24 protein-coding genes are annotated in these 23,426 nt (G+C 61.3%); 21 read left to right on the top strand and 3 right to left on the bottom strand.

Going from position 1 to position 23,426, the window contains the following annotated elements; all coding sequences use genetic code 11:
• The first annotated feature begins 54 nt into the window (after positions 1–54).
• The 16 genes from LDO22_RS04690 to LDO22_RS04615 all read left to right on the top strand — a co-directional run bounded on the left by LDO22_RS04690 (position 55) and on the right by LDO22_RS04615 (position 16,851).
• The gene (locus LDO22_RS04690; protein WP_224026279.1) at positions 55–1,452 is read left to right on the top strand and encodes an FAD-dependent oxidoreductase; all 1,398 of its coding nucleotides are present in this window, start codon (positions 55–57) and stop codon (positions 1,450–1,452) included.
• Complete coding sequence (locus LDO22_RS04685; protein WP_224026278.1) at positions 1,449–2,180, top strand: DUF1365 domain-containing protein; 732 nt, start codon at positions 1,449–1,451, stop codon at positions 2,178–2,180. The genes LDO22_RS04690 and LDO22_RS04685 overlap by 4 nt, the downstream gene beginning before the upstream one ends.
• Positions 2,177–3,553, top strand: a complete 1,377-nt coding sequence (locus tag LDO22_RS04680) for a class I SAM-dependent methyltransferase (protein ID WP_224026277.1) — start codon at positions 2,177–2,179, stop codon at positions 3,551–3,553. Before LDO22_RS04685 ends, LDO22_RS04680 begins: the two co-directional genes overlap by 4 nt.
• 35 nt (positions 3,554–3,588) lie before the next feature.
• Complete coding sequence (locus LDO22_RS04675; RefSeq protein ID WP_224026276.1) at positions 3,589–4,110, top strand: TspO/MBR family protein; 522 nt, start codon at positions 3,589–3,591, stop codon at positions 4,108–4,110.
• Between the two features lie 370 nt (positions 4,111–4,480).
• Positions 4,481–4,726, top strand: coding sequence for a glutaredoxin-like protein NrdH (gene nrdH, locus LDO22_RS04670; RefSeq protein ID WP_013601222.1), 246 nt, complete (start codon positions 4,481–4,483; stop codon positions 4,724–4,726).
• Between the two features lie 104 nt (positions 4,727–4,830).
• The gene (gene nrdI / locus LDO22_RS04665; RefSeq protein ID WP_224027164.1) at positions 4,831–5,301 is read left to right on the top strand and encodes a class Ib ribonucleoside-diphosphate reductase assembly flavoprotein NrdI; all 471 of its coding nucleotides are present in this window, start codon (positions 4,831–4,833) and stop codon (positions 5,299–5,301) included.
• 20 nt (positions 5,302–5,321) lie between these two features.
• On the top strand, positions 5,322–7,442 hold the full coding sequence (nrdE, locus tag LDO22_RS04660) for a class 1b ribonucleoside-diphosphate reductase subunit alpha (protein ID WP_224027163.1): 2,121 nt from the start codon (positions 5,322–5,324) through the stop codon (positions 7,440–7,442).
• Positions 7,443–7,550: 108 nt separating this feature from the next.
• Complete coding sequence (nrdF, locus tag LDO22_RS04655) at positions 7,551–8,525, top strand: class 1b ribonucleoside-diphosphate reductase subunit beta (protein WP_015937302.1); 975 nt, start codon at positions 7,551–7,553, stop codon at positions 8,523–8,525.
• Between the two features lie 251 nt (positions 8,526–8,776).
• Positions 8,777–9,061: a DUF2188 domain-containing protein gene (locus tag LDO22_RS21830; protein ID WP_346347081.1), complete on the top strand. Its 285-nt coding sequence runs from the start codon at positions 8,777–8,779 to the stop codon at positions 9,059–9,061.
• A gap of 222 nt (positions 9,062–9,283) precedes the next feature.
• Positions 9,284–10,087, top strand: a complete 804-nt coding sequence (locus tag LDO22_RS04645) for an adenylate/guanylate cyclase domain-containing protein (protein WP_224026274.1) — start codon at positions 9,284–9,286, stop codon at positions 10,085–10,087.
• 9 nt (positions 10,088–10,096) lie between these two features.
• Complete coding sequence (locus LDO22_RS04640) at positions 10,097–10,717, top strand: hypothetical protein (RefSeq protein ID WP_224026273.1); 621 nt, start codon at positions 10,097–10,099, stop codon at positions 10,715–10,717.
• A complete protein-coding gene (locus tag LDO22_RS04635) occupies positions 10,704–11,282 on the top strand; it encodes a hypothetical protein (protein WP_224026272.1) in 579 nt (192 codons plus the stop codon). The genes LDO22_RS04640 and LDO22_RS04635 overlap by 14 nt, the downstream gene beginning before the upstream one ends.
• A 221-nt stretch (positions 11,283–11,503) precedes the next feature.
• Positions 11,504–12,028 (top strand): HNH endonuclease signature motif containing protein, encoded by a 525-nt coding sequence (locus LDO22_RS04630; RefSeq protein WP_224026271.1) that lies wholly within the window; start codon positions 11,504–11,506, stop codon positions 12,026–12,028.
• Between the two features lie 1,183 nt (positions 12,029–13,211).
• Positions 13,212–13,367: a hypothetical protein gene (locus LDO22_RS04625; protein ID WP_224026270.1), complete on the top strand. Its 156-nt coding sequence runs from the start codon at positions 13,212–13,214 to the stop codon at positions 13,365–13,367.
• A 438-nt stretch (positions 13,368–13,805) separates the two neighbouring features.
• A complete protein-coding gene (locus tag LDO22_RS04620) occupies positions 13,806–14,549 on the top strand; it encodes a hypothetical protein (RefSeq protein WP_224026269.1) in 744 nt (247 codons plus the stop codon).
• Between the two features lie 430 nt (positions 14,550–14,979).
• Complete coding sequence (locus LDO22_RS04615) at positions 14,980–16,851, top strand: zinc-ribbon domain-containing protein (RefSeq protein WP_224026268.1); 1,872 nt, start codon at positions 14,980–14,982, stop codon at positions 16,849–16,851.
• Positions 16,852–17,119: 268 nt separating this feature from the next.
• Here LDO22_RS04615 and LDO22_RS04610 read toward each other — a convergent pair whose 3' ends face one another.
• Positions 17,120–17,842 (bottom strand): GIY-YIG nuclease family protein, encoded by a 723-nt coding sequence (locus tag LDO22_RS04610; RefSeq protein WP_224026267.1) that lies wholly within the window; start codon positions 17,840–17,842, stop codon positions 17,120–17,122.
• Positions 17,843–17,996: 154 nt separating this feature from the next.
• Between LDO22_RS04610 and LDO22_RS04605 the strand changes: the two genes are divergently transcribed.
• The 3 genes from LDO22_RS04605 to LDO22_RS04595 all read left to right on the top strand — a co-directional run bounded on the left by LDO22_RS04605 (position 17,997) and on the right by LDO22_RS04595 (position 20,789).
• The gene (locus tag LDO22_RS04605; protein WP_224026266.1) at positions 17,997–18,929 is read left to right on the top strand and encodes an ATP-binding cassette domain-containing protein; all 933 of its coding nucleotides are present in this window, start codon (positions 17,997–17,999) and stop codon (positions 18,927–18,929) included.
• Complete coding sequence (locus tag LDO22_RS04600) at positions 18,929–20,167, top strand: ABC transporter permease (RefSeq protein WP_224026265.1); 1,239 nt, start codon at positions 18,929–18,931, stop codon at positions 20,165–20,167. The genes LDO22_RS04605 and LDO22_RS04600 overlap by 1 nt, the downstream gene beginning before the upstream one ends.
• Positions 20,168–20,228: 61 nt before the next feature.
• On the top strand, positions 20,229–20,789 hold the full coding sequence (locus tag LDO22_RS04595; RefSeq protein ID WP_224026264.1) for a hypothetical protein: 561 nt from the start codon (positions 20,229–20,231) through the stop codon (positions 20,787–20,789).
• A 393-nt stretch (positions 20,790–21,182) separates the two neighbouring features.
• Here the strand turns inward: LDO22_RS04595 and LDO22_RS04590 are convergent, their stop codons facing one another.
• On the bottom strand, positions 21,183–21,803 hold the full coding sequence (locus LDO22_RS04590; protein ID WP_224026263.1) for a hypothetical protein: 621 nt from the start codon (positions 21,801–21,803) through the stop codon (positions 21,183–21,185).
• Between the two features lie 128 nt (positions 21,804–21,931).
• On the bottom strand, positions 21,932–22,054 hold the full coding sequence (locus LDO22_RS21760) for a hypothetical protein (RefSeq protein WP_263422194.1): 123 nt from the start codon (positions 22,052–22,054) through the stop codon (positions 21,932–21,934).
• A gap of 101 nt (positions 22,055–22,155) precedes the next feature.
• Here LDO22_RS21760 and LDO22_RS04585 point away from each other — a divergent pair, with 101 nt between their 5' ends.
• Both LDO22_RS04585 and LDO22_RS04580 read left to right on the top strand, forming a co-directional pair.
• Complete coding sequence (locus LDO22_RS04585) at positions 22,156–22,407, top strand: helix-turn-helix domain-containing protein (RefSeq protein ID WP_224026262.1); 252 nt, start codon at positions 22,156–22,158, stop codon at positions 22,405–22,407.
• A 476-nt stretch (positions 22,408–22,883) separates the two neighbouring features.
• Entirely contained in the window at positions 22,884–23,393 is a 510-nt protein-coding gene (locus LDO22_RS04580; protein WP_224026261.1) for a hypothetical protein, read from the top strand.
• Positions 23,394–23,426: the final 33 nt, after the last annotated feature.

Here is a 23,426-nt window from a genome sequence, read left to right as displayed (position 1 = left end):
GAATAGCCGTCTGTATAACCAGCACAGCGGCAATGTTCAGCAGAGGAGCCTGAAGTGTCACTTGACCCAGCAGTAAGTGCAGGCGGCCGGCGGCGCGTAGCCGTGATCGGCAGCGGGGTGGCCGGATTGACCGCCGCCTACGTACTGAACAGGCAGGACGACGTCACCCTGTTTGAGGCCGATTCGCGGCTGGGCGGCCATGCCCACACCCACGACATGCCCCAGGCCGACGGAAGCGTCATCGGCGTGGACACCGGGTTCATCGTGCACAACGAACGGACCTATCCCACCCTGCTCCGGCTCTTCGCGGAACTTGGCGTCGAAACCCAGGACTCCGAGATGAGCATGTCCATCCGCTGCGACGGCTGCGGACTGGAATACGCCGGCGCCCGCGACGGCGCGCGCGGAATCATCGCCAAGCCCTCCAGCCTGCTGCGCGGCCGTTACCTGCTGATGCTGCTGGAGGTCACCCGCTTTTACCGGAAGGCGAGGGCACTGCTCAGGACGGCGCCGCCGTCGGCCGTCAGCGACGAAGTCGACGTGCCCGAACTGACGCTGGGGGAATTCCTGGCGCGGGAAAAGTTCAGCAGCTACTTCATTTCCCACTTCATGACCCCGGTGGTCAGCGCCGTCTGGTCCTGCGATCCCACCACCGCCCTGGCCTATCCGGCGCGGTACCTCTTCACGTTCCTTGGCCACCACGGCATGCTGGGAGTCAAGGGCTCGCCTCAGTGGCGCACCGTGACCGGCGGCTCGGCACGGTACGTCGAAAAGCTTGCCGCCACGCTCCCCGACGTGCGCCTCAACACTCCCGTGACCGCCATCCGGCGCCTGCCCGAGGGCGTGGAGCTGGCAACGGCCGGCGGGCTGGAAGGCTTTGACGCCGTCGTGATCGCCACCCATCCCGCCCAGGCACTCGGCTTCCTGGCCGACGCCACGCCGGAGGAAAAGGAGGCGCTCGCCGGCATGCCCTATTCCGTGAACCACACCGTGTTCCACCAGGACCCGGCGGTCCTGCCCGCGGCGGACAACGCCAAGGCGTCCTGGAACTACCGGCTCCCGGCCTGCGACGCCCGGCCGGACAAGGTGCTGGTGAGCTACGACCTCACCCGGCTGCAGCGGCTTGAGCCCGCGGACGGCCGCCCCTACCTGGTGAGCCTGGGCGAGTCGGAGCTGATCTCCGACGACGCCGTGCTGGAACGGATGGTGTACGAACACCCGCAGTACACTCCGGAATCCCTGAAAGCCCAGCAGGCCATCGCGGCGCTGGGCGACGGCAGGATCGCTTACGCCGGGGCGTACCTTGGCTGGGGCTTCCACGAGGACGGAGCCCTCTCCGGGGTACGCGCCGCGGAGAAGCTGGGCCGCACCTGGCCGGTGGCCCGGGCCGACGATTCCACGGACTCCACCGGCGAGGGGGAGCGGGAACTGCTGTCCGCAGAACCTGTATGACCATGGAGGCCTCGATCTACCGCACGTCCATTTCCCATGTGCGGCGCACCCCGTTGAAGAATGCTTTCACCTACCGGAGCTACAGCTGGTTCGTGGACGTCGACAACCTTCCCCGCCTGCCCGGGCTGCTCCGGCCACTCGCGGTGTTCCGCGCCGGAGACCACCTGGGCGATCCGGACGCGGACATCCGCTCCAACGTGGAGCGGTACCTGCGCACCCAGGGAATAGAGCCCGACGGCGGCGCTATCCACATGCTGACCAGTGCCAGGGTTTTTGGCTACGTCTTCAATCCGCTCACGCTGTTCTGGTGCTACCGCTCCACCGGGGAACTGCAGTGCGTGGTGGCCGAGGTCCACAACACCTATGGCGAGCGGCATTGCTACCTGCTGCACACCGATCCCGGCGGCCGTGCCTCGGTGCCGAAAGCGTTCTACGTTTCACCTTTCAACGACGTCGACGGGCAGTACCGGATGAAACTCCCTGCCCCCGGGGACAGGCTTGCGGTGTCCATCGTCCTTGAGCGCGAAGGGCACCGCCCCTTCGTGGCCACCATGGACGGCCGCCGCAGGCCAGCCACCATTTCCAACATCCTCGCGGCGGCTTTGACGGTGCCTGCCGCGCCGCTGCTGGTATCCGCCCTGATCCGGGTCCAGGGCATTAAACTCTGGGCAAGACGCCTGCCCGTCGTTGCCAGACCACATCACCCCTCACAGGAGGCAGTTCAATGACAATGACTGACGACAACGGAACTGCTTCAGCTTCCGTCCACAACAAGACCCACGGGCCGGCCGCCACCCACCCGCCCGCAGCCTGGACCGCCGGCGGGGTCCCGGCTGCGCCCGCCACCATCGATCCCGCCCTGTGGCCCGGTGTTGCCCAGCCGCCGTCGGGCCTCAAGGCCGATGTTGCAGGGAAGGCCGCGGGCCTGATGTTCAGGGGTGCAGTCAAGCGGCTTCCGCTGCGCGTTGAATACCCTGACGGTTCGGTCCTGGGGATGGGCGGACCGGACGCCCCCGTGATGACCATGCTGCGGCCCGCAGCATTCGAGGCGCGGATCGGCGACAACGGGCTGATCGGGCTGGGCGAATCCTTCATGGCCGGTGATTGGGAGGCATCCGACCTGGCCGCGGTGCTCGAAGTCTTCGCGGCCTCGGTGGACACGCTGATCCCCATGCCGCTGCAGAAGCTGCGCTCGCTGTACCTGCCGCGGACGCCGCGCCAGGAACGCAACGCCGAACAAAACACCCGCAGCAACATTTCGCGGCACTACGACCTGTCCAACGACCTGTTCTCCAACTTCCTGGACACCACCATGAGCTACTCGTCGGCGCTGTTTCCCGGCGGGGCCGGGCCGCTGTCCTCGGTGGCGTGGGATTCCCTGGCGGAGGCCCAGCAGGCCAAGATCGACCGGCTGCTGGACAAGGCCGGCGTAGGCGAGGGTACCCGCTTGCTGGAAATCGGCACCGGCTGGGGTGAGCTTGCCCTGCGTGCCGCTGCCCGCGGCGCCACCGTCTACAGCGTCACGCTGTCCAGTGAGCAGCAGGCGCTGGCGCAGGAACGCATTTCGGAGGCTGGCTTCGCGGACCGCGTGACGGTGGCCCTGCAGGACTACCGCGCCGTGGAAGGGGAGTACGACGCCGTGGTGTCCGTCGAGATGATCGAGGCCGTGGGGTATGAGTACTGGCCCATTTATTTCCAGACGATCGACCGCGTCCTGGCCCCGGGTGGAAAGGTGGCCATCCAGGCGATCACCATGCCGCACGGGCGCATGCTGGCCACCCGCAACGCCTACACTTGGGTGCACAAGTACATCTTCCCCGGCGGCTTCCTGCCGTCCGTCCGGGCCATCGAGGGCGTGACGCAGCAGCACACCACCCTGCGGGTTCGGGAGCGGATGGGCATGGGCGACCACTACGCTGCCACCCTGCGGCTGTGGGAGGAACGGTTCCTTGCCCGTTCCCGCGAGGTAGGGGACCTGGGCTTCGACGCCGTGTTCCAGCGGATGTGGCTGTTCTACCTCTGCTACTCGCGCGCCGGGTTCCAGTCCGGGTACCTTGACGTGCAGCAGATTGTGCTGGACCGCCGGGAGGCACAGCTGTAGGTTTCACCGTGTACCCAGCGGGGACAGGAGGACGCATGAAACTGAAGACGCTCGCGTGGACCACCGCGGCAACGGTGGCCACCGCCGCCGCGGGCGGTGTTGCGACGGACCCCCGGAGCAGTTGGTACCTTAAGCTGCGCAAGCCGGACTGGCAGCCGCCCGCGATTGCCTTTCCCGTGGTGTGGACGGCCCTGTATGCGGACCTTGCCGTGACGTCCGCCGCCGCACTCGACAACGCGGTGGAGCTGGACAGGGCTGCCGACACTCCGGGTCCGGTCAGGAAGGACCACAGCCGGGAACTGCGCGCCTACAGGGGTGCACTGGCCGCCAACCTGGTACTCAACGCTTCGTGGAGCTGGTTCTTCTGGCGCTCCCGCCGGCCGTGGCTGGCCGCTGCCGAGGCGGCGGTACTGGCGGCCAGCAGCGCAGACCTGGTGCGCAGGACGTACCGGCTGAACCGGGTTGCCGGAGCATCGCTGGCTCCGTATGCGGCATGGTGCGGCTTCGCCACTGTGTTGTCCACCGCCATCGCCCGGCTCAATCCAGCCAGGCCTTAGGCGGAAGGGCTGCCGGTTCAGCGTCCTCCGGGGGTGCTGCAGGTCCCAAGGGTCCCTGACCACTACATGTAGTGGTCAGGGACCCTTTTCCTTGTGGCCGGACGGCCGGGCGACACGCCGGGAATCACGACACGCGGACTGTGCATATGTGTTCAACCCCATCCACAGGGTGTGGACCAAGACGGCAAAAATCCCGGGATCCCGGGCATTTTTCCAGTCCCTGCCTGTGGATTAACGGTGCATTAAATGACATACTTGTAATACATCATCTTGGGGTTCCAAAGAGGTGTCTGCACTACATGTAGTATCTACATACAGCTGGACGGGGACACCGACCCAGCAGAAGAGTTCAACTAAGGGGACAGGGACAATGACCGTAACGGTTTACACGAAGCCTGCTTGTGTTCAGTGCAACGCCACTTACCGCGCGCTCGACAAGAAGGGCATCACCTACCAGAGCGTTGACATCTCCCAGGACGCCGAGGCACTCGAGCGCCTGAAGGCATTGGGCTACATGCAGGCTCCCGTTGTGGTCACCGACCAGGACCACTGGTCCGGCTTCCGCCCGGACAAGATCGAGGAACTCGCGCTGTCAGCCGTTTCCTCCGTGGCCTAGGAGCCACAGCTTTTCCTGCCGGCAACCATCAACCAGCTGAGGTGACTCCCATGGCAGCACCAACAGCACAGCGAAGCGCTTCGCAACACCACGCGGCTCAGCGCGTGGAGGTGTCCCCGCCGGCCACTTCGCACCACCAACCGGAGCAGGTCGTCACGGACAGCCCGCTCATCTACTTTTCCTCGGCATCCGAGAACACCAGCCGCTTCGTCGCGAAGCTTGGCCGGAAGGTGGCCCGGATCCCGTTGTATGCAAAGGACGCACCCCTCCTCGCCACCCGGCCGTTCGTGCTGGTTGTGCCAACCTACGGCGGCACCGGGGGAGAGGGGTCCGTTCCCAAGCAGGTCATCCGGTTCCTGAACAACCCGCAGAACAGGCAACTGCTCCGCGGCGTCATCGGCGCCGGCAACACAAACTTCGGGGAAAACTACTGCATGGCCGCGGACATCATTGCCGCCAAATGCCAGGTACCCCACCTTTATCGATTCGAACTTATGGGAACGCCGGAAGACGTCACCCGGGTCAACCAAGGATTGGACACGTTTTGGACACGACTGTCGCAGACACAGAAGTAACCAGGGCCCAGAAGCCTGAGATGCCCGCCGCCTACAAGGGCTTGGGTTACCACGAGCTGAACGCCATGCTGAACCTCTACGGCCCGAACGGCGAAATCCAGTTCGACGCCGACCGCGAGGCCGCCCACCAGTACTTCCTGCAGCACGTGAACAACAACACCGTGTTCTTCCACGACCTGGAGGAGAAGCTCGACTACCTGGTGAAGAACCAGTACTACGAGCGCGAGACGCTGGACCAGTACACGATGAACTTCATCCGTGACCTGTTCAACCGTGCCTACAAGAAGAAGTTCCGCTTCGAGACCTTCCTGGGCGCCTTCAAGTTCTACACCTCATACACGCTGAAGACGTTCGACGGCAAGCGCTTCCTGGAGCGCTACGAAGACCGCGTCTGCATGGTGGCCCTGCACCTGGCGCGCGGCAACGAGCAGCTCGCCCTGCAGATGGTGGATGAGATCATCGACGGCCGCTTCCAGCCGGCCACACCCACCTTCCTCAACGCAGGCAAGAAGCAGCGCGGCGAGCTGGTCTCCTGCTTCCTGCTCCGCATCGAAGACAACATGGAGTCGATCGGCCGCTCCATCAACTCCGCACTGCAGCTGTCCAAGCGCGGTGGCGGCGTGGCGTTCGCACTGACCAACATCCGCGAGGTGGGTGCGCCCATCAAGCAGATCGAGAACCAGTCCTCCGGCGTCATCCCCGTGATGAAGCTCCTCGAAGACAGCTTCTCCTACGCCAACCAGCTCGGTGCCCGCCAGGGTGCCGGCGCCGTGTACCTGCACGCGCACCACCCGGACATCTACCGCTTCCTGGACACCAAGCGCGAGAACGCGGACGAGAAGATCCGCATCAAGACCCTCTCGCTGGGCGTCGTCATCCCGGACATCACGTTCGAGCTGGCCAAGAAGGACGAGGACATGTACCTGTTCTCGCCCTACGACGTGGAGCGCGTCTACGGCATGCCCTTCTCCGACGTCTCGGTCACCGAGAAGTACTACGAGATGGTGGACGATTCCCGGATCAAGAAGACCAAGATCAAGGCTCGGGAGTTCTTCCAGACCCTCGCCGAGATCCAGTTCGAATCCGGCTACCCGTACATCATGTTCGAAGACACCGTGAACCGGGCCAACCCGATCGACGGCAAGATCATCATGTCCAACCTGTGCTCGGAAATCCTCCAGGTTTCCCAGCCCACCACGTACAACGATGACCTGTCCTACGACGAGACCGGCAAGGACATTTCCTGCAACCTCGGTTCGCTGAACATCGCCAAGACCATGGACTCGCCGGACTTCGGCCTGACCATCGAGACGGCCATCCGGTCCCTGTCCGCAGTGTCCGACATGTCCAACATCACCTCGGTGCCGTCCATCGCCAGGGGCAACGACCAGAGCCACGCCATTGGCTTGGGCCAGATGAACCTGCACGGCTACCTGGCCCGCGAGCGGGTCCACTACGGTTCCGAAGAGGGCCTGGACTTCACCAACATCTACTTCTACTCGGTGGTGTACCACGCCGTCCGTGCCTCCAACCTGCTGGCCATCGAAACCGGCCAGACGTTCGGCGGCTTCGAGAAGTCCAAGTACGCCTCCGGCGAGTTCTTCGACAAGTACACGGAGCAAGAGTGGGTGCCGCAGACCGAGAAGGTCCGCGACCTGTTCAAGAACGTGCACATCCCCACCCAGGCTGACTGGCAGGCGCTGAAGGCCTCCGTCATGGAGCACGGCATCTACAACCAGAACCTGCAGGCTGTTCCGCCGACGGGTTCGATCTCCTACATCAACAACTCCACCTCCTCGATTCACCCGGTGGCGTCCAAGATCGAGATCCGCAAGGAAGGCAAGCTGGGCCGCGTGTACTACCCGGCGCCGTACCTGACCAACGACAACCTGGAGTACTATCAGGACGCGTACGAGATCGGCTACGAGAAGGTCATTGACACCTACGCCGCCGCGACGCAGCACGTGGACCAGGGCCTGTCACTGACGCTGTTCTTCAAGGACACCGCCACCACCCGCGACATCAACAAGGCCCAGATCTACGCCTGGAAGAAGGGCATCAAGACCATCTACTACATCCGTCTCCGCCAGCTCGCGCTGGAAGGGACCGAGGTCGAGGGCTGCGTCTCCTGCATGCTGTAGCCCCGCTGGTCGGGCCTGTCGAGACCAAAGGTTGAGTACGACGGCGGGTGCCCGCCCGCCGTCGTACGCTTTAACTTAGAGAAACCCACCCAACGCTTAGGGGATGACATGACCGAGAAGGTCAAGCTGCTTAGCCACGTCGAGGCCATCAACTGGAACCGGATCCAGGACGACAAGGACGTGGATGTCTGGAACCGCCTGGTGAACAACTTCTGGCTGCCGGAGAAGGTGCCGCTGTCCAACGACGTCCAGTCGTGGAACACGCTGACCCCAGTCGAGCAGCAGCTCACCATGCGCGTGTTCACGGGGCTCACCCTGCTGGACACCATCCAGGGCACTGTGGGCGCCGTTTCCCTGATCCCGGATGCGCTGACCCCGCACGAAGAGGCCGTCTACACGAACATCGCGTTCATGGAGTCCGTGCACGCCAAGAGCTACTCCTCGATCTTTTCCACGCTGGCCTCCACCAAGGAGATCGACGAGGCGTTCCGCTGGTCCACCGAGAACGAGAACCTTCAGAAGAAGGCGCAGATCGTCATGGATTACTACCAGGGCGACGACCCCCTGAAACGGAAGGTGGCCTCCACCCTGCTGGAGAGCTTCCTGTTCTACTCGGGCTTCTACCTGCCCATGTACTGGTCCTCGCGCGCCAAACTCACGAACACGGCCGACCTCATCCGCCTGATCATCCGTGACGAGGCCGTGCACGGCTACTACATCGGCTACAAGTTCCAGCGCGCGCTGGAGACCGTGTCCGAGGAGCGCCGCCAGGAAATCAAGGACTACACGTTCGAGCTGCTCTTCGAGCTGTACGAGAACGAGGTCCAGTACACCCACGACCTGTACGACGGTGTGGGCTTGGCCGAGGACGTCAAGAAGTTCCTGCACTACAACGCCAACAAGGCCCTGATGAACCTGGGCTACGAAGCGATGTTCCCGGCGTCCGTTACGGACGTGAACCCGGCCATCCTTTCGGCCCTGTCCCCGAACGCCGACGAGAACCACGACTTCTTCTCCGGCTCCGGGTCTTCCTACGTGATCGGCAAGGCCGTGAACACCGAAGACGAGGACTGGGACTTCTAACTGGTTGTGAGACGCAGACCTAAGTGGAAGAACCGCACCTAAATGGAAGAAGCTGCCAGGCTAGTTGGAAGTCTTCCAACTGTTGCTGTAGATGGACAGCCCATTTGGTCCCTTTGACAATACAAATGGTGTGAGATCGGAAGCTAGTTCGCGGTTTGGCAACTAGTTGGCGATTTCATCCTAAGTAGTCGGCGAAAAACTGGCCTAGCTGGCGATTTAGCCCAACCGTTCGAAGCTCCCGTCACGGCTCGATGGGAGACGTATTTCTTTCCTTTGTTCGACCTCATGAACCAGGAGTAAATGACATGGCCGATTACAGCGTAACTAAAGGTGAAGGCGGAACGTGGCAGGCAAAGCGCGACGGCGCTTCAAGGGCCTCGTCTGTTCACTCAACACAGGCTGGCGCTGCGAAGGCGGCCAAAGGCTACTCGGGTAACAACGGGGGTGGCGAGGTAAGGATCAGTGGAACCGACGGGAAGATCCGAGCTAAGGACACCGTGAAGCCCGGCAAAGATCCCCGAAATATCAACGGCTAACCGCGGGCGGCGTGAGGTCCGATGGAGCTTTGGCATTTTCCACGTTAGACGTCCACGCTGACACTTACTTGGCCAACTGTTCATACAGTTGGCCAAGTAAGTGAAAGTCGGAAGGCCGACTTATGCCTCGACCTAACTGTGCAATTTCTCTAGCTGGGCAGATGAGGCCATTAAATCCCCCCGCTTAAACCAGAGCAACTTTGACTGAGCCTGGAGTTCCTGATGGGTGACTATACGACTACCGACTTCGGGGACACCGTGTTGCGGGACTACCGTGCGCGGCGAGGCGACTACGTGGTGAAGGAGGCCCTCCGGGCGTCTGCCGCACTGGAATCGAAGGCATTGGGGCACCCCGCCTTCGAAAACCTCGCCGTCGGCGAACGTCGAGCGGCCTCGATCGTAGCCGTGTTCATAGACTTGACCGATTTCACCGGACGCAGCTTCTGGGATGAGGAAACCGAGGTCGTAGATCTCGCTCATGCAGTTCTGTCCGGCTTCGTTGAGACTGTCGTCAACTTTGGTGGATTTCCATTAGGCCTTCGCGGTGACGGACTTTTTGCAGGATTCGGTCCAGGAGACCCGCAAGTGGCTGGTGTGATGGCGCTAAGCGCATGTTCATTTGCGCTCGACGCTGTTGAAAACGTTGTCAACCCTCGCCTCGAGCGGCTCGGCGTTGCCCGAGTACAGGCGCGTGCCGGTCTCGATTACGGGCGGATTACATTCGTACGCAGCGGAAGTTCGCAGCAAAGTGAAATCAACCCGCTTGGCTTCGCAGCGAACTTCGCTGCGAAGTGTGAAAAGAAAGCCGATTCTTGGGAAATCATCGCGGGTGAGGGGCTTGCAGGCTTGCTGCCGGGCACAGATACCTTCGTCGAGCACAAGGATTCGCCAAAGGTCTACCAGCGGGACTATCGGCGCAAGAATTACAAGTATTACGACTACCGCTGGCGTCGCACCCTCCGGCACATCCCGGGGACTGTTCAGCAACTAAACGGCAATTCGACCGAAAGCATAGTCATCTCCTAAGGAGCACGCATGACCATTCCCGCGCTGCTGCGCCATCACGGTGTCACGGTTCCTCGCTTCGTGACCGTTGATGGACGAATTGTCTTTAATGATGTCACGGCTACCGGCGCCGGAGACCATTTACACTCCACATTCGGCCCCGTCACCCCTGTATCCAGTCACACCTTTCATGGTGGAGTTGAAGAATTCGACGCTGCGGATGGCCCACCAATCGCATGGTGGGCTGACGAGAACCAGATCAGCCGCCACGTCAACGCCATGGAAGGCTCGTTTCCAAACTTCAGGTACCTTCCACCCGGGGCTGGGGTCAATCCATGCTGGGTCGGCGTTATCGACACAGGGCGGGGCCGTTTCCAAATCGCCGTCATCCTGCGGAAAGACGGGCAGCTTCCTCGGGTTACCGTACTTGGCGGTGTTCGTCTCGGCGTATCAGCCGGGCGGCGGTGGCAACCTTCGCCCCACCTTTACGACAACGGCAACTTGTGCGTAGCCGACAATAATGATTGGAATCCCGAAGAACACACTGTTGCGACGGTGACGGGCTGGGCAGCGCACTGGTTGTCGGCCTATACGGAGTGGCGGATGACGCGACGATGGCCGGTCGAAGGAGTTCACCTTGAAGTGGCCTAAGAGTTCAACAGGTTCCCGACCCAGTCCGGCTACAGAGTTCGGTGGAGCCGATGATAAATGGGACGGAAAGCCCGCAGACGGCGGATTCCAGGCGATGGATCAGATGGCAAACTGGGTTCGTTTTGCCGACACGAAGGCCACGATTCTCACTGCTGGGCTCGGTGTCATCCTGACCATGCTTATTACTAATGCAAAAACTGTGACAGCCGCTATAGGCAAAGGAAGTATCCAAGCTTTCGTTGTGGGCCCGCTGGCTCTAGGTGCACTAGCGGCCTTCTTATGGACGCTCTACTGGCTGGTGAGGGCTATCGGTCCGCAAACCGCGACCAGATACGCCCAGCTCAACCGGTTTGCATGGCCTGCGCTCCAAGCGGTTACCGCGGAGCAAATGATCGAGCACACCAAACGAGTAGATGTCCGAATGGATGCCTGGCAGCAAGTACTAGACCTATCCCATCTCGCGGGTCGCAAATTCGAGGCCTGTTCTATGGCCGTGAAGGGGTTCGCCCTCCTCGCCATTCTGGGGCTCTTATGTGTTGCTATAAGTATGGGCCTGACCGCATGAGGCATTGGCTATTTATCACCCAGAGGAGAGTGCAGCAATTGTTACCACCGGCTGTTTCCTCTAGGTCCGACCGATAATCTATATAGATCAAGGTTTCATCGCTCAGATCAACAATAGACTTTCGTGTGTGGCTAATAACGGCAACCAGTCCCTCAACGGGCCGAGGCGGCGGGACTTTTCCGCGGGCACGGAAGTCAGTGTCGCGGGAAATGTGTGGAAAAATGACTAGTTCACCCGGGAGGACTGTCCCGGCCGGGCTTGCCCGGAAGATCAAAGAAGAAGCTGGCTACAGGTGTGCCGTCCCCACTTGCAGGGGGACCTCTGGGCTGGAGATGGCGCATATAGAACCGTGGGCGAAAGTGAAGGAACACTCCTTCGAAAATCTGATTCTCCTGTGCGCTGTGTGTCACATACGCTTTGACCGCGGGGAGATTCCTGCGGCTTCTGTGCGTCAGTACAAAGCCAACCTCCAACTCCTTAGCCACCGATACACGCAGATGGAGTTGAGGCTGTTAGCGGCCTTTGTTGGGAAGGGCTCCGGCACTACGATCCATTTGGCCGTTGATCCCTTTTTCTTCCTCTCCCTTTGCACTGAAGGACTGGTATCCGCGGCCGGCTATGGGGGAGTTACGACAATGGGCCCGAATAGCCCGGAGATCAGAGCCGCATACGTATATAAGCTCACCGAACAGGGCATTAGATTCGTGGAAACGATGGCGACAGCGGGCAACTTGGAAGCCGTCTAAACAGCGTCCGCCCTTACGTTTTGGGAATGTTTGCGCCGTTCACGAAGCGGTCTGGAGAGTAGTCCAGATGACCCCGCCCCGATGGCCGGGAGGTTGACAGTCCCCTGTGGGGAACCCGGTGCTCCTCAGATCTTTCCGGTCAGGCGCTCGGAGGAAGCGTCCCACGTCACAGCTGCTGCTATGTGTGCTTACTCTGCGGACAGGTAGTCGTGAGATGTGTCGAGGTCGTAATGCCGACCATTGAACCAGGTGAACTATCAGTTGCCTCGGTAGGGGCGGGCGGTGCCCATGAATTTTCGTCTCGCCTCCGTGATGCCTTCGGGCGAATCGAGCTCCTCCCATGTCTTTTGCGGTCTGTTTGCAGTTTGTCTGGCACCCCCTGTCTGTCTTCGTAGGTTTCTTTCGACCGGCGCGAGGGAGGGTGGTCGCTGCTTTTGAGGCCTTCCTTTTCGGGGGTAAGGGTGCGTTGGTTGTTTGGTCTGCGTTCTCGTCCTTTTCAGCAGTGGGGCGCTGATCAGTGACCATTTCTCTACTCGGATGCATGAGACGAACGTCTGACCGATCAAGGCGTCGCAAACAGGGGAGACGAAAGCGCTGTATTCCGCCGCTTTCGTTTCGCTGCGCCGGGTCTTAATTAGCGCTTTATCCACATCGGCATGGATGGGCCTCATCCAGTTGTTCAGGACTTTATGGACGTCCGGGTGGTTTTCGTAGCGCTTCACTCCGACTTCGCGTTTCAACGCCAGCGGCGGGGCTGACATGTGCTGGACTGCGGGCCGGACTGGTTGGGCGTTCCAGAGCAGCATCGGGTGTTCGCAGCTCCAACATTCGGTCATTGTCGCCCAGACGAACGGCCCGTCTTCGGTGTGCACGGTGTGGGCCCCGTACGCTGTCTCGGGCGAAGCGCTTTGCTGTTCATCTCCTCGATTCGTGCCTCAATTGCTTCGAGATGCCGTCGTTCCTCTTCCCTTACCCTTGCCTCGCGCTCGATTTCCCGCCGCCGAGCAGCAACCTGGTCGTCCGGACTACCAAAATCCCACCTTGGCCCGCGTTGGAGTATCGCGTCGACAAACAGCCGGTCTGCAGTTGCGAAGTCCCCGAAAGCGTCCAGATTCATCAGTTCAGCGGGATTTTCCGGAATCTCTGAACTTTCCCAAAACCCGTGACGATAAGGGGAATCCTTATGGGTGACCCGATCACGCAGTGCCGTCTTCATTGCCAGGTGCTGGAGCGATTCGCCGCCATGATCGACTTTGCATTCAGCGGTTCGATGATGGGCAGGAACAAGGTCGTGACGCGGGATTTGGCTATCGCCCGGATCCCGCACAAGGGCATGTGACTGGCCGTGTAAACCAGAAGGACGAAGAGGGTGATGCGACCCTTGCAGCCATCACTGACTTGTACGGTTTCCTGGAGTGGAAAAGTTCCCACACGGGACTATGCCCGAGTCGGGGTTGCGAACGATAAAGCCGCCCGTATGTTCTCAAGTAGGTGCGGGGTTGTAGCCTCAGTGCATGAGGCAGGCAGAGGAGCGCCTACTATGTTGATGCCCAAGATGATTCACCGGACCTGTCGCCCGCACTTGTCCTGTAGTCAATCTGGGGTGTCAGTCATCCTGCTTCGGCGGGAAGGTGAAGAGACGGCTGCAGTGCCTGCCTGGCCAGGCGAACAAGCGACCCTGCGCTCAACATTTCCTAGGCGCCGGGGCGGTATAACTGCCGGCGCCGCCGACCGAAAGTGCCTCTCCAAGACCGGGACCTGGATGGACTGCTCGTACTTGAATGACGCGTCTTCCTCCGGGCGGTCGCAAGCGCCGCTGGTCGTGGTGGGCAATTTCATCCCGCGCCAACGGATGCCGCTCTCGTCGCACCATCCCCTGCCAGCCCGGATCTGCAAGTTGCGTGCCTTCCTGCCCGGTACTGAAGCGCAAATCAGCTCACTGACTTCTTCTGTAAGAGTCAAAACCTCAATCGGACAGCCGGAAATGGCGAGTCTGACCATCATGATCGACAAATCGAGCCGGTCGATACCGGCAACCAGCGTCCAAGTAGGGGATAAGAGGCCGGACGTAATCAACCTCATTGACCAAGCATCAGCGCCACCAGGGGCCAGACCCGTTGGGACGCTGCTCCGGCCCGAGGAATTGCAGCGGCTGAAATTTCCTTGGCCGGAACTCCTTGATGATGCGAGGCACGCTGCTGCCGCTGCCCGGCGTCCCCCCATCCGGCCCTCCAGAGTGCTGATCGACGAGGATGACGGCTCTCCCTCGCCCGAGTCCGCTTGCCGAGGACTCGGTATAACACTCGTCATCACCCCGAAGACACTCTGGGCCAATGCGATTGTTGAACGGGCCTTCATCACCATCCAAGATCAGTTCATTGACAAGTTGCCTGGGCAGTCTCGGAGCGGTCAAAGAGACGTGAGCGCCAGTGAAGACGACCTCATCCTGGTTGATGATTTATCTGTAATTTTTGATCGCTGGGTGGTCCAGGTGTGGCCATCCGTCCGGGGAGATTACTAGGAAGGGTTGCGGCCGTGGCCTGTCCGGAGCACCGGAGCGCCTAAAGTACGAGTTAGATCCAGAGGCATCTCATCGTCCACTCTCACTCCGCTGACGACATAGACACATCGTCCTAATGTTGCTGTTCTTCCCCCTTACGACTTACGTGCCCTATTACGACTTGCTCTTGCAATGACAGAATTGTGCAGCTTGTTGTCTGTCCAGAGTGGCGGAACGTTAACAATTCCGGTACAAGTCTTTTTCATCTTGACAATTGTCAATTTGTGCGAGGTGGGAAGCATGGGTCGAGCTTTTCGAAGAGCTCCTCCAGAAGCCTCGCCGCTCGGTGGTTGCCAGTTATCCCGCGCCGTGGCGTGCCCGGGGCGACTTCCGGGAGCTGGGCGGTGCACGAATTCGTCTAGAGTGATCGCCAGACACATCAGGGGGAGACATGAGCACTGCAACACCATCGGCATCAACACAGCAGGTCTGCTCAACCGACTCCTGCGGAAACGTGGCCGCCTTCAGGACACGCAGCAAGCCGGCCTGGTGCGACAGCTGCATCGACGACATCCTGCGCCAGGGCGGGCTCCGAGCGGACGAACCCTTCGTTGGCCCCAAGGAGTGGCGTCTGACCACCTGCCTCGACTGCGGGGTGCAGGCCCACTACAGGTTCGAATACACGCTGGACAAGAATGCCGTCGGGGAGAAAACGTGCCGGGCCTGCTATTGGACGGAGTGGGCGAAGTGGGTCCGCCAGATGTCCGGAAACGAGCTTCCCCGGCGCATCTATTCGCGCGAGGAGATCATCGCCCACCTGGACCGGAACGAATACGACTTCATCCGCACAATAGTTGATGTCAACGATGGCAGCGATCCGATTATTGCGCGCTGCCGCGCCTGCAAACGCATCTCAGCGGAGCGCATGTGGGACATCGGGTGGGGCTGCTCCTGCTCCCGGAACACCCGGTCTGCCAGTCCCACCTCATCTGAAACTGGGAAGGTCGCTGCCAGGAATATCCGCTCGGGCAATCCGACCAGCCCCAAGAAGCCGAAGGCCATGCTCTCGGAGTCAGACGACGCCGCCCTCGACTGGTGGGACCACGAACGCAACAGCGAGAAGACCTTCCGCACCGTCACGCTCCGCGCCACACGGGAATGCCACTGGACCTGCCCCGACTGCGGGCACCAGTTCACCGCCAAAGTCCTGGACATGACCGCCGGCCGCCACTCCTGCCCTGAATGCAGAGCTATTCGGAAAGCGGAATGGGACAAGAAGTACGAACAGTGGAAGATCACGCCGGTCGCCGAAGTGCCAGAACTCAAGGATGCATGGGCAGACGAGGATGACCCGGCAACTGTCATGGTCGTCGGGGACTGGCGCCTCCGGCGCTTCCGCTGCCCCGCCGGCCACCATCCCCGCATCAGCCCGCTCACTTTCCTGCAGTCGGGCTGCCCGAGCTGCCGCGGCGCAGCAACCCGGGCTACACAGAAGAACTGGCTCGCGGACACCCTGCCGGAGATTGCCTCCCAGTGGCACCCGACCCGTAACGGCAAGCTCACTCCCCGCGACGTTGTCTGGGATTCGAAGCGCGTCGTGTGGTGGCTGGCAGATTGCTGCGGCCATGAATGGGAGGAGTCCCCGCGGAACCGCGACAAGTACGACCGGTTGCGCTGCCCGCGATGCCGCACCATCCTCGGATCACTGGCCTGGCAGGACCCCGGGCTGGCGGCAGAGTGGAGCCCGGCCAATCCGGTGATCGCCTGGCACGTCCGGCCCCATGCGGCGACGCCGTTCGTGCCGGAGTGGATCTGTGCCATCGACCCTGCCCACGTCTGGACGAGCTCCCTTAGCGTCCGGTCGAACGGGGCTGAGTGCCCGGAGTGCCGCAAGGTCGGCAAGTCCAAAGTCGAGCTGGCTCACCACGCTGCCGCGGAGAAGCTCTTCCCCGGGGCACGCTCAGGTGCCGTGCTGCGGGAAAAGGCGTTCACGACGCGCAAGTCCTGGTCGGCTGACATCAGCGTCAAGATCGACGGCCGGCTCCTGGTTGTCGAGTACGACGGAGCCTACTGGCACAAGGAACCTGCCAAGGTCATGACGGATGAGCGGAAGACCGCCGACCTGTTGGCGGCCGGCTATCTCGTGGTCAGGCTGCGGGAAGACGATCTGCCGCCGCTGGGGATCAGCCACACCGGCTACCTTGAGGTCCGGGTATATTCGGCAGCGCCACAGCCGCAGAAAGCGATGGAGGAGATCTCGTCCTGGCTCGATCGGCAAAGGGTCCAAGTGGCGAGTAATCAAGCCAGGGCAGGGCATGAATAACGGCAACTCGGGCGAACTGAGCCTCGGTGATCTTTTCCCGCGGCGGGGCTGGCGCCGGAGAATGTGCAGGTCATCCGGCACACGCTCAAGCCGGACGGGTTGGTGACACGGGCCGATGCGATAGGGCCCACCCTGCTGCCCTACGTGCGCGAACAAGGCATTACGTAGTCACGAAGGCGAGCTTGGGCGGTGGTCATGGCGTCAGTCTAGGAGCAAATAGGGGAGCGAGGAGCCGTGGTCGCGGCAGGGCGTCCATTCAAGAAGAGCTCTAAGAAGAAGAAGAAGAAAAGACCCAATCGACAATCCCTTTGACTTCCTCAGGGCTCGACAAGAACCATTCTGACCCCGGCGCGTCTTCAATCGTCTGACCCCGAAAGTGAAGGACGGAGTGCACCAAGCGCTCCAGCTTGGCGGGGGTGTCGGTCCGACGGATGTAGGCAATAAGAGGGGCTTCCGGCAACGCCGTTCCTACTTGATCTGAGATCCGGGACGCCGCACTTCCGGTTGCGGTCATACCGATCTTGATGGGCCACCTGGCCTCGTTGCGAGATTCTGCAAGCTCCTTGTAAGTCGGAAAGAAGTAGACATAGAGATTTCCCGTCCCCACTCCTTCAGTAATCACGTCATCGCTTATGTCGAAACCGACTTCGCTGTCGTTCTCTGGCTCCGCTGCGACCTGGACTATGTCGGAAATGACTTGATCACGGGTGTTGGTCCAGCGCCAGTATTGCCCTCCAGCCGGTTCGATGATTCCCTTGCTGTAGAGGTCGCTAATAGCCTTTTTGGCCTGCTGTGCCGGCTGCGCTCCGTTCGACTTAAGCCCGCCATTAGCCAGATGGAATTCTTCCCCGGCACTTGCAAGCTCTGACCTGCGAAACGTGTCAGCGGCGATAATCCGGGGTGCCAAAGTGACGAGCATAGACGGCACAAGTGGAGCTCCCCGGAATTCATAACTCCGGTCATTCTCTGCTTCTGGCGCAGTTTCAGTCATGGTTGTCTTTCATTGATCAGTTCGCTTTGGTCCCACAATATCCTCACTCCACAACGCTGTTCACCACTTCCAATCAGCCTTCGTTCTTCGGTGAATACCCCCTTTACGCATGCCTGTCGGGGACGAATCTTCTTGCCACAGATAGGCTTGAACCATGACGTTGGGGGACGCGGCGGAGCCGCTTGTGCACATTAAAGACTTCCGGATGGACTTCGGGGATACCACGGTGATCCGTGACCTGTCCTTTGACGTGAACGCGGGGGAGACCTTCGGGTTCCTGGGGTCCAACGGGTCGGGGAAGACCACGACGCTGCGGGCCCTGCTGGGCATCTTCCAGCCCACTGCCGGGACCCTGCACATCGGCGGGAAAGCCTTCGAACCCAGCGACGGAGCGCGGCTGGGGTACCTGCCCGAGGAGCGGGGCCTGTACAAGAAGGAACCGGTCCTGGACGTGATGGTCTACTTCGGCCGGCTTAAAGGCCTGTCCAAAGCCGCGGCCCGGTCCTGGTCGGAGTCCTACCTGGAGCGGGTCGGGATCCCGGAGAAGGCCAAGACCCGCCTGGACAAGCTCTCCGGCGGCCAGCAGCAGAAGGTCCAGCTCGGGGTGACCATCATGAACAACCCGGAGCTGCTGATCCTGGACGAGCCGACCAAAGGCTTTGACCCGGTGAACCGTCGCCTGCTGATGGACATCATCGAAGAGCACAAGCGGGCCGGGGCGACCGTCATCATGGTCACCCACCAGATGGAAGAGGTCGAGCGGCTCTGCGACCGGGTGATCCTGCTCAAGGACGGGGTCTCCCGCGCCTACGGCACCGTCGAAGAGGTCCAGGAAGTGTTCGGCGGCACCGTCTACCGGGTCGCCTACGACGGCGTCCTGCCCGCCTCCGACCTGTACGAGATCATCTCGACCAGTGAGGGCCGTGCTGAGCTGGCACCTGGCCACGGGGCGTCCGAGGAGAAGGTCCTACGCGAGTTGGTCGAGGCAGGGGTCAGTCTCCGGTCGTTCACACCGGCACGGATCTCCCTAGACGAGATCTTCATCAAGGTTTACGGCGAGCAGCACGAACTGGCGGAGGCAAAGTGATGGCACTGGCAAGGCACAACCTCGGCACCGTCATCGGGTTCGAATTCGTACGGACCATCAAGAAGCGCGGCTTCGCCATCGCAACTCTGGCGATCCCACTGCTGCTGATCCTGGTCTTCGCCCTCGTCTACGCCTCCAACGCCAGCTCCCACGCCAGCGCGGATGCCCAGAAGAACGCCCAGTTCTCCTTCACCTATGACGACGCATCCGGCATCATCAAAGCCCCTGGCGCCAAGGTCGCCGGCGGGACGTACACGGACAACCCGGCGGCCGCGATCGAGGCGGTGAAGAACGGGACCTCGGATGCCTTCTTCCTGTACCCGGTTGACCCGTCCAAGGAGCCGGTGAAGGTTTACGGCGCCGACAAGGGCATGTTCGAGAACGGCAAGTACGAGGCTGTGGCCAAGCAGCTGCTGGAAGCCTCGGCCCAGTACGACGTGGGGTCACCCAAGCTCACGGCGGCCCTGACCGGGACCGTGAAGTTCGACTCGGAGACGTTCAAGGACGGCCAGGTGGCCGCCGGCGTCGGGGGAGTGATCCCGCCGATGATGTTCCTGGTCGTCTTCTACATCTCGATGATCCTGCTCTCCAACCAGATGTTGAACTCCACCCTGGAGGAGAAGGAGAACAGGGTCACCGAGATGATTTTGACGACCCTGAACCCGACCACGCTGATCACCGGCAAGATCATCTCCCTGTTCATGGTCGGGCTGGTGCAGATCCTGGTGTTCCTGGCGCCGGTCGGGCTTGCTTACCTGTTCTTCCGCGACTCCCTGGCCCTGCCGGACTTGGACCTGTCGTCCCTGGTCTTCGAACCGGGCCCGATGATCATCGGGGCCCTGTTGTTGGTCGGCGGGTTCACGGTCTTCACCGGCGTGCTGGTGGCGATTGGGGCGATCATGCCGACCGCCAAGGAAGCCGGCACCATCTTTGGCCCGCTGATGGCCATGATGTTCATCCCCTTCTACACATTCAGCCTGGTCATCTCCAACCCCGGTGCCCTCATCGTGCAGGTCTTCACCTACTTCCCGCTGACCGCCCCGGTCACCGCCCTGCTCCGGAACGCTTTCGGCACCCTCAACACCGTCGAGGCGACAATCGTGATCGTGGAGCTCCTGGTCGTCGGGGCCCTCATCATCCGCCTCGCCGTCCACCTGTTCCGGTACGGGTCCATCGAATACGGCCGCAAACTCTCCATCGCCGGCACCTTCCGCCGCACAGAACTGGCTGCCAAGTAGATGCGGAGTTTGTGCGGAGTTCGCCCTGTTCAGACCGGAGGCGCTGTGCAAGACTTCCGGCATGGATGACCCGCGAAGCCGTATCCTGCCGCTTCTCCGCCAAGGTGAACACCTTTTATGGGTTGGTCGTCCTGATCCACGGGTTCGCTTCACCGGCGCGGACGCCTTTCTAGTTCCGTTCAGCCTCCTCTGGGGTGGTTTCGCGATCTTTTGGGAGTTCATGGCTGCCACCACGGCCAAACAGCAGCCGTTCTTTGCCCTTTGGGGAATCCCGTTCGTCCTGGTGGGCCTCTACTTCATCTTTGGGAGGTTCATTTACAAGAAGCGGCGGAAGTTGCGCACGGTGTACGGCCTCACAGATCGCCGGGCAATTGTCTGTATAGGCGACAATTCGGTTTCCGATTCACCCGTCAACGGTATGCCCACCAAAGTCGATCGGTCCAAAGACGGGCGGCATGTCAGCGTGACTTTCGGTTCGCAGGGCATGGCCGGGGCCTTCGGGATGGGAATGTACCAAAACACAGGGATGGACTTCTTCAGCCTGGGGCAAGCCGTGGCCTTCTTCGATGTCCCGGACCGTGATGGGCTGCTCCGTGCATTGGATCAAGCAACAGTCGGCTAGGAGCCACCGGGTGGCGGCCCTCCCTCCGATCTTGGCGCGGCTTGACGTTACCGCACTGTTCTCCCAGGATGCGTGAGATTAGGAGGGCCGGGTTGCGGCACGAAGATGACGAGGAGAACCGAAGTTCGCTGCTGGGTCGCGTGGTTGCGTTCTGCCTTGTCTACCCGGAATTGATTGCATTCGTCGTGGTACTCATCTTGGCCGTAGCTGGCCTTGCCCTTATGGAATGACTCCCCGGCTCCGCCCTGCCTTTGTTTCGACGCGTGGCTGGCCGGCCTTGGAGGACCTCCTCATCCAACGCGGTCCAGATGTTATTGACTTGCGTCGACCTCCGCTGCCGGTGCACAAAGCGGGAAATGGCAGTTAGGGCAGCGCAGTTGGTCAATGCCGCGGTTAGGCCGTCTGATTGAGGAACCGTCCGAGCGCCAGGAACTGACGAACCGGAACGATCAAAGAGACTGTAAACGCGATCCCGACGATCGCAGACAGCCACCCGATGGGATTCCTGTTGTTCAGCACCTGCACCAGGAACTGGAATTCAAGTATGGGGGCCAGCACAATGAGCTGCGTTGCCAGCGCTTTCCTTAGTTGCACTGCTGCCGCACGTTTCACGGCAACGTGTTCCGGCCTGAGCGTGACTTGTCCCAGGATTTGGCGTCGAATCGCCTTCTGCTCATCGGCATTGAGGGACATCGTGACATTCATCCTGCCCATTTCCACTGCGGAAGAAATGACTTTCGTGTTGTAGGTGATGCCCGCGATAATGGCGCCAATCCCAGCGAGCATAGTCCCAGCGAACAGGTACGTCCGGGCGTTGGCCCACTCGCCCTGGAACAGCAGCATTCCGAGCGCAGCCCCGACAATGAACAGCAGCACGACAGCGGCGGGTAAGTACAAGCTGAAATAGGTCGTAAGGGCTTTGCTGAGACCCTTGTCGGCGACCCCCTGAGCGCGCCGTTCCGCCTTGGCCCAGCGATCCTCGGACTCAGCCAGCAAGTCGTCCAGCCCGCCCATCCGGTCCACCCCCTTGCTCGGGCTGCGCCCCAAAGCCGACGCTATTCGCGGGCTGGCTGTGAGGCAAGGATCTTGATCAAAAATTCGGGAGCAAATCGACTGTCTTTGATGGGTCGAAGTGCCTGCTTCTACGGGGGAGGGGGCCACGGGAGATGGAAGATGTTGGTCAGGAGCCAGCCGACACCGCTGAAGAGGAAGAACATGATCATCAGGAAGTAGAGCCACCCGAGGTCGCGTTTTCGTCTTGCCATGCCTACCTCTTAGACCAAATTCAGGGCTTCAGTGCAGAGACCTTGGCACCGGCCTGAGTGAGTTGGTCAAAGGGTGGGACTGCCACAAATAGGATGACCGGGTGAGTGACGAACCCAAGCCCCGCTTCCTGACACCCACCCAGGTGGCTGAAGAGCTGAACGTGAAGCCAAACCAGGTCCACGCACTGATCAAGGCCGGTGAGCTGCGGGCTTTTCAGGTTGGTGGACGGGGCATGTGGCGCATTGGCCGCCAGGACCTCCAGGACTACATCGCCGAAGCGTACCGGCGCACCGCTGAGCGGATCACCGCCGGGGATCTCGAGGACGCTGGCCCGGAGGCTGAAGAGGCGTGACTCAACTGAGCCCCGACCGGCCCAAACCTCTCTGTCGGAATCATTGTCGGCGGGTTTACTACCGAGAGCAGGAACTGGCGGGAGGCACTCATGCTGCTCTCGCGGCGCGTTTCCGGTCTACGAGACCAACTCGAGTCGGAATTGAACCTGAACATAGAGTTCTAAGTTCCCGGGCACCTCCTGGCCCCCGATTTTCAAGGTGCTCGCACCGGAGCCTTCCGGAAAGCTGACCGTCTCCTCAAGATTCAGGTAGCCCTGCCGGTCACCCCGCCGGAGGACCCGTATGCGTATGGACTGCAGGCCATTCGAGAGTCGGTTTACGCGGCCGAAGCCTGGGCCAGGCGTCGTCGCGTCGAATTCGATCCCTCTCCGTTTCGGTGCCTGCTGGCCCTACTGGAACCGTAGCGCAGGCACGGTGCCGCCTTAAGACTCTCGCCATGAGGAAGTGGTGGCGGGATCTGCCCCCGGGCCTACGAGTGGCACTCATCGCTATCGTCGCCTTTGCGGTCTACACGGGTGGCGGCCTGATTTTTGGAGAAGCATTCGATAGCGCCCTTGTGAACGGGCTGTGCTATGCGCTTATTCTCGCCGGAGGTACGTATTTCACCCAGAAACGATTCCGTAGAACCGCCGCCAGGCTCGAACAGCGTGGTCAGTCACTGATATTCCTGCGGTACCCCAACTCGCTGCCGGGCTCGTTGAGCGGTGTCTGGCAGATGGGTATTGCCACCCCGTCACCTGGCCGAATCGACTTCCAGCCAGCCGTCTACGACGAGCTCATCCCGAGTGGACGGAGTAGGGCCCTAACCGGACTCCTTGTCTCCCCGGCGCCTGCGCGGAAGGCTGACCGGCACGACAATAAGCAGGCCGTGCCGTTTGGCTACCAGATCATCACCCTGGAATCAGATGGCGGGGTCATCGAGATCGCAGCCAGTCCCGGGACGCTGCAGAAGATTCTCGAATCCGTCGCGCCTGCACCGTCATAGTCTGCAGCGAAAGATCCGGTCAAGCTTCTTGCC

It is taken from the genome of Arthrobacter sp. NicSoilC5, from assembly GCF_019977395.1.
Lineage (GTDB): Bacteria > Actinomycetota > Actinomycetes > Actinomycetales > Micrococcaceae > Arthrobacter.
Note: the sequence above shows the minus strand (reverse complement) of the source record. Positions and strands in the feature narration are given on the sequence as shown.

Excerpts from the sequence above, each read along its gene's own strand:
- LDO22_RS04685 (WP_224026278.1), top strand. The coding sequence starts at position 1,449 with ATGACCATGGAGGCCTCGATCTACCGCACGTCCATTTCCCATGTGCGG.
- LDO22_RS04680 (WP_224026277.1), top strand. The coding sequence starts at position 2,177 with ATGACAATGACTGACGACAACGGAACTGCTTCAGCTTCCGTCCACAAC.
- LDO22_RS04675 (WP_224026276.1), top strand. The coding sequence starts at position 3,589 with ATGAAACTGAAGACGCTCGCGTGGACCACCGCGGCAACGGTGGCCACC.
- nrdH (WP_013601222.1), top strand. The coding sequence starts at position 4,481 with ATGACCGTAACGGTTTACACGAAGCCTGCTTGTGTTCAGTGCAACGCC.
- nrdE (WP_224027163.1), top strand. The coding sequence starts at position 5,322 with ATGCCCGCCGCCTACAAGGGCTTGGGTTACCACGAGCTGAACGCCATG.
- nrdF (WP_015937302.1), top strand. The coding sequence starts at position 7,551 with ATGACCGAGAAGGTCAAGCTGCTTAGCCACGTCGAGGCCATCAACTGG.
- LDO22_RS21830 (WP_346347081.1), top strand. The coding sequence starts at position 8,777 with ATGGGAGACGTATTTCTTTCCTTTGTTCGACCTCATGAACCAGGAGTA.
- LDO22_RS04645 (WP_224026274.1), top strand. The coding sequence starts at position 9,284 with ATGGGTGACTATACGACTACCGACTTCGGGGACACCGTGTTGCGGGAC.
- LDO22_RS04640 (WP_224026273.1), top strand. The coding sequence starts at position 10,097 with ATGACCATTCCCGCGCTGCTGCGCCATCACGGTGTCACGGTTCCTCGC.
- LDO22_RS04630 (WP_224026271.1), top strand. The coding sequence starts at position 11,504 with ATGACTAGTTCACCCGGGAGGACTGTCCCGGCCGGGCTTGCCCGGAAG.
- LDO22_RS04625 (WP_224026270.1), top strand. The coding sequence starts at position 13,212 with ATGGGTGACCCGATCACGCAGTGCCGTCTTCATTGCCAGGTGCTGGAG.
- LDO22_RS04615 (WP_224026268.1), top strand. The coding sequence starts at position 14,980 with ATGAGCACTGCAACACCATCGGCATCAACACAGCAGGTCTGCTCAACC.
- LDO22_RS04610 (WP_224026267.1), bottom strand. The coding sequence starts at position 17,842 with ATGACTGAAACTGCGCCAGAAGCAGAGAATGACCGGAGTTATGAATTC.
- LDO22_RS04605 (WP_224026266.1), top strand. The coding sequence starts at position 17,997 with ATGACGTTGGGGGACGCGGCGGAGCCGCTTGTGCACATTAAAGACTTC.
- LDO22_RS04600 (WP_224026265.1), top strand. The coding sequence starts at position 18,929 with ATGGCACTGGCAAGGCACAACCTCGGCACCGTCATCGGGTTCGAATTC.
- LDO22_RS04595 (WP_224026264.1), top strand. The coding sequence starts at position 20,229 with ATGGATGACCCGCGAAGCCGTATCCTGCCGCTTCTCCGCCAAGGTGAA.
- LDO22_RS04590 (WP_224026263.1), bottom strand. The coding sequence starts at position 21,803 with ATGGGCGGGCTGGACGACTTGCTGGCTGAGTCCGAGGATCGCTGGGCC.
- LDO22_RS21760 (WP_263422194.1), bottom strand. The coding sequence starts at position 22,054 with ATGGCAAGACGAAAACGCGACCTCGGGTGGCTCTACTTCCTGATGATC.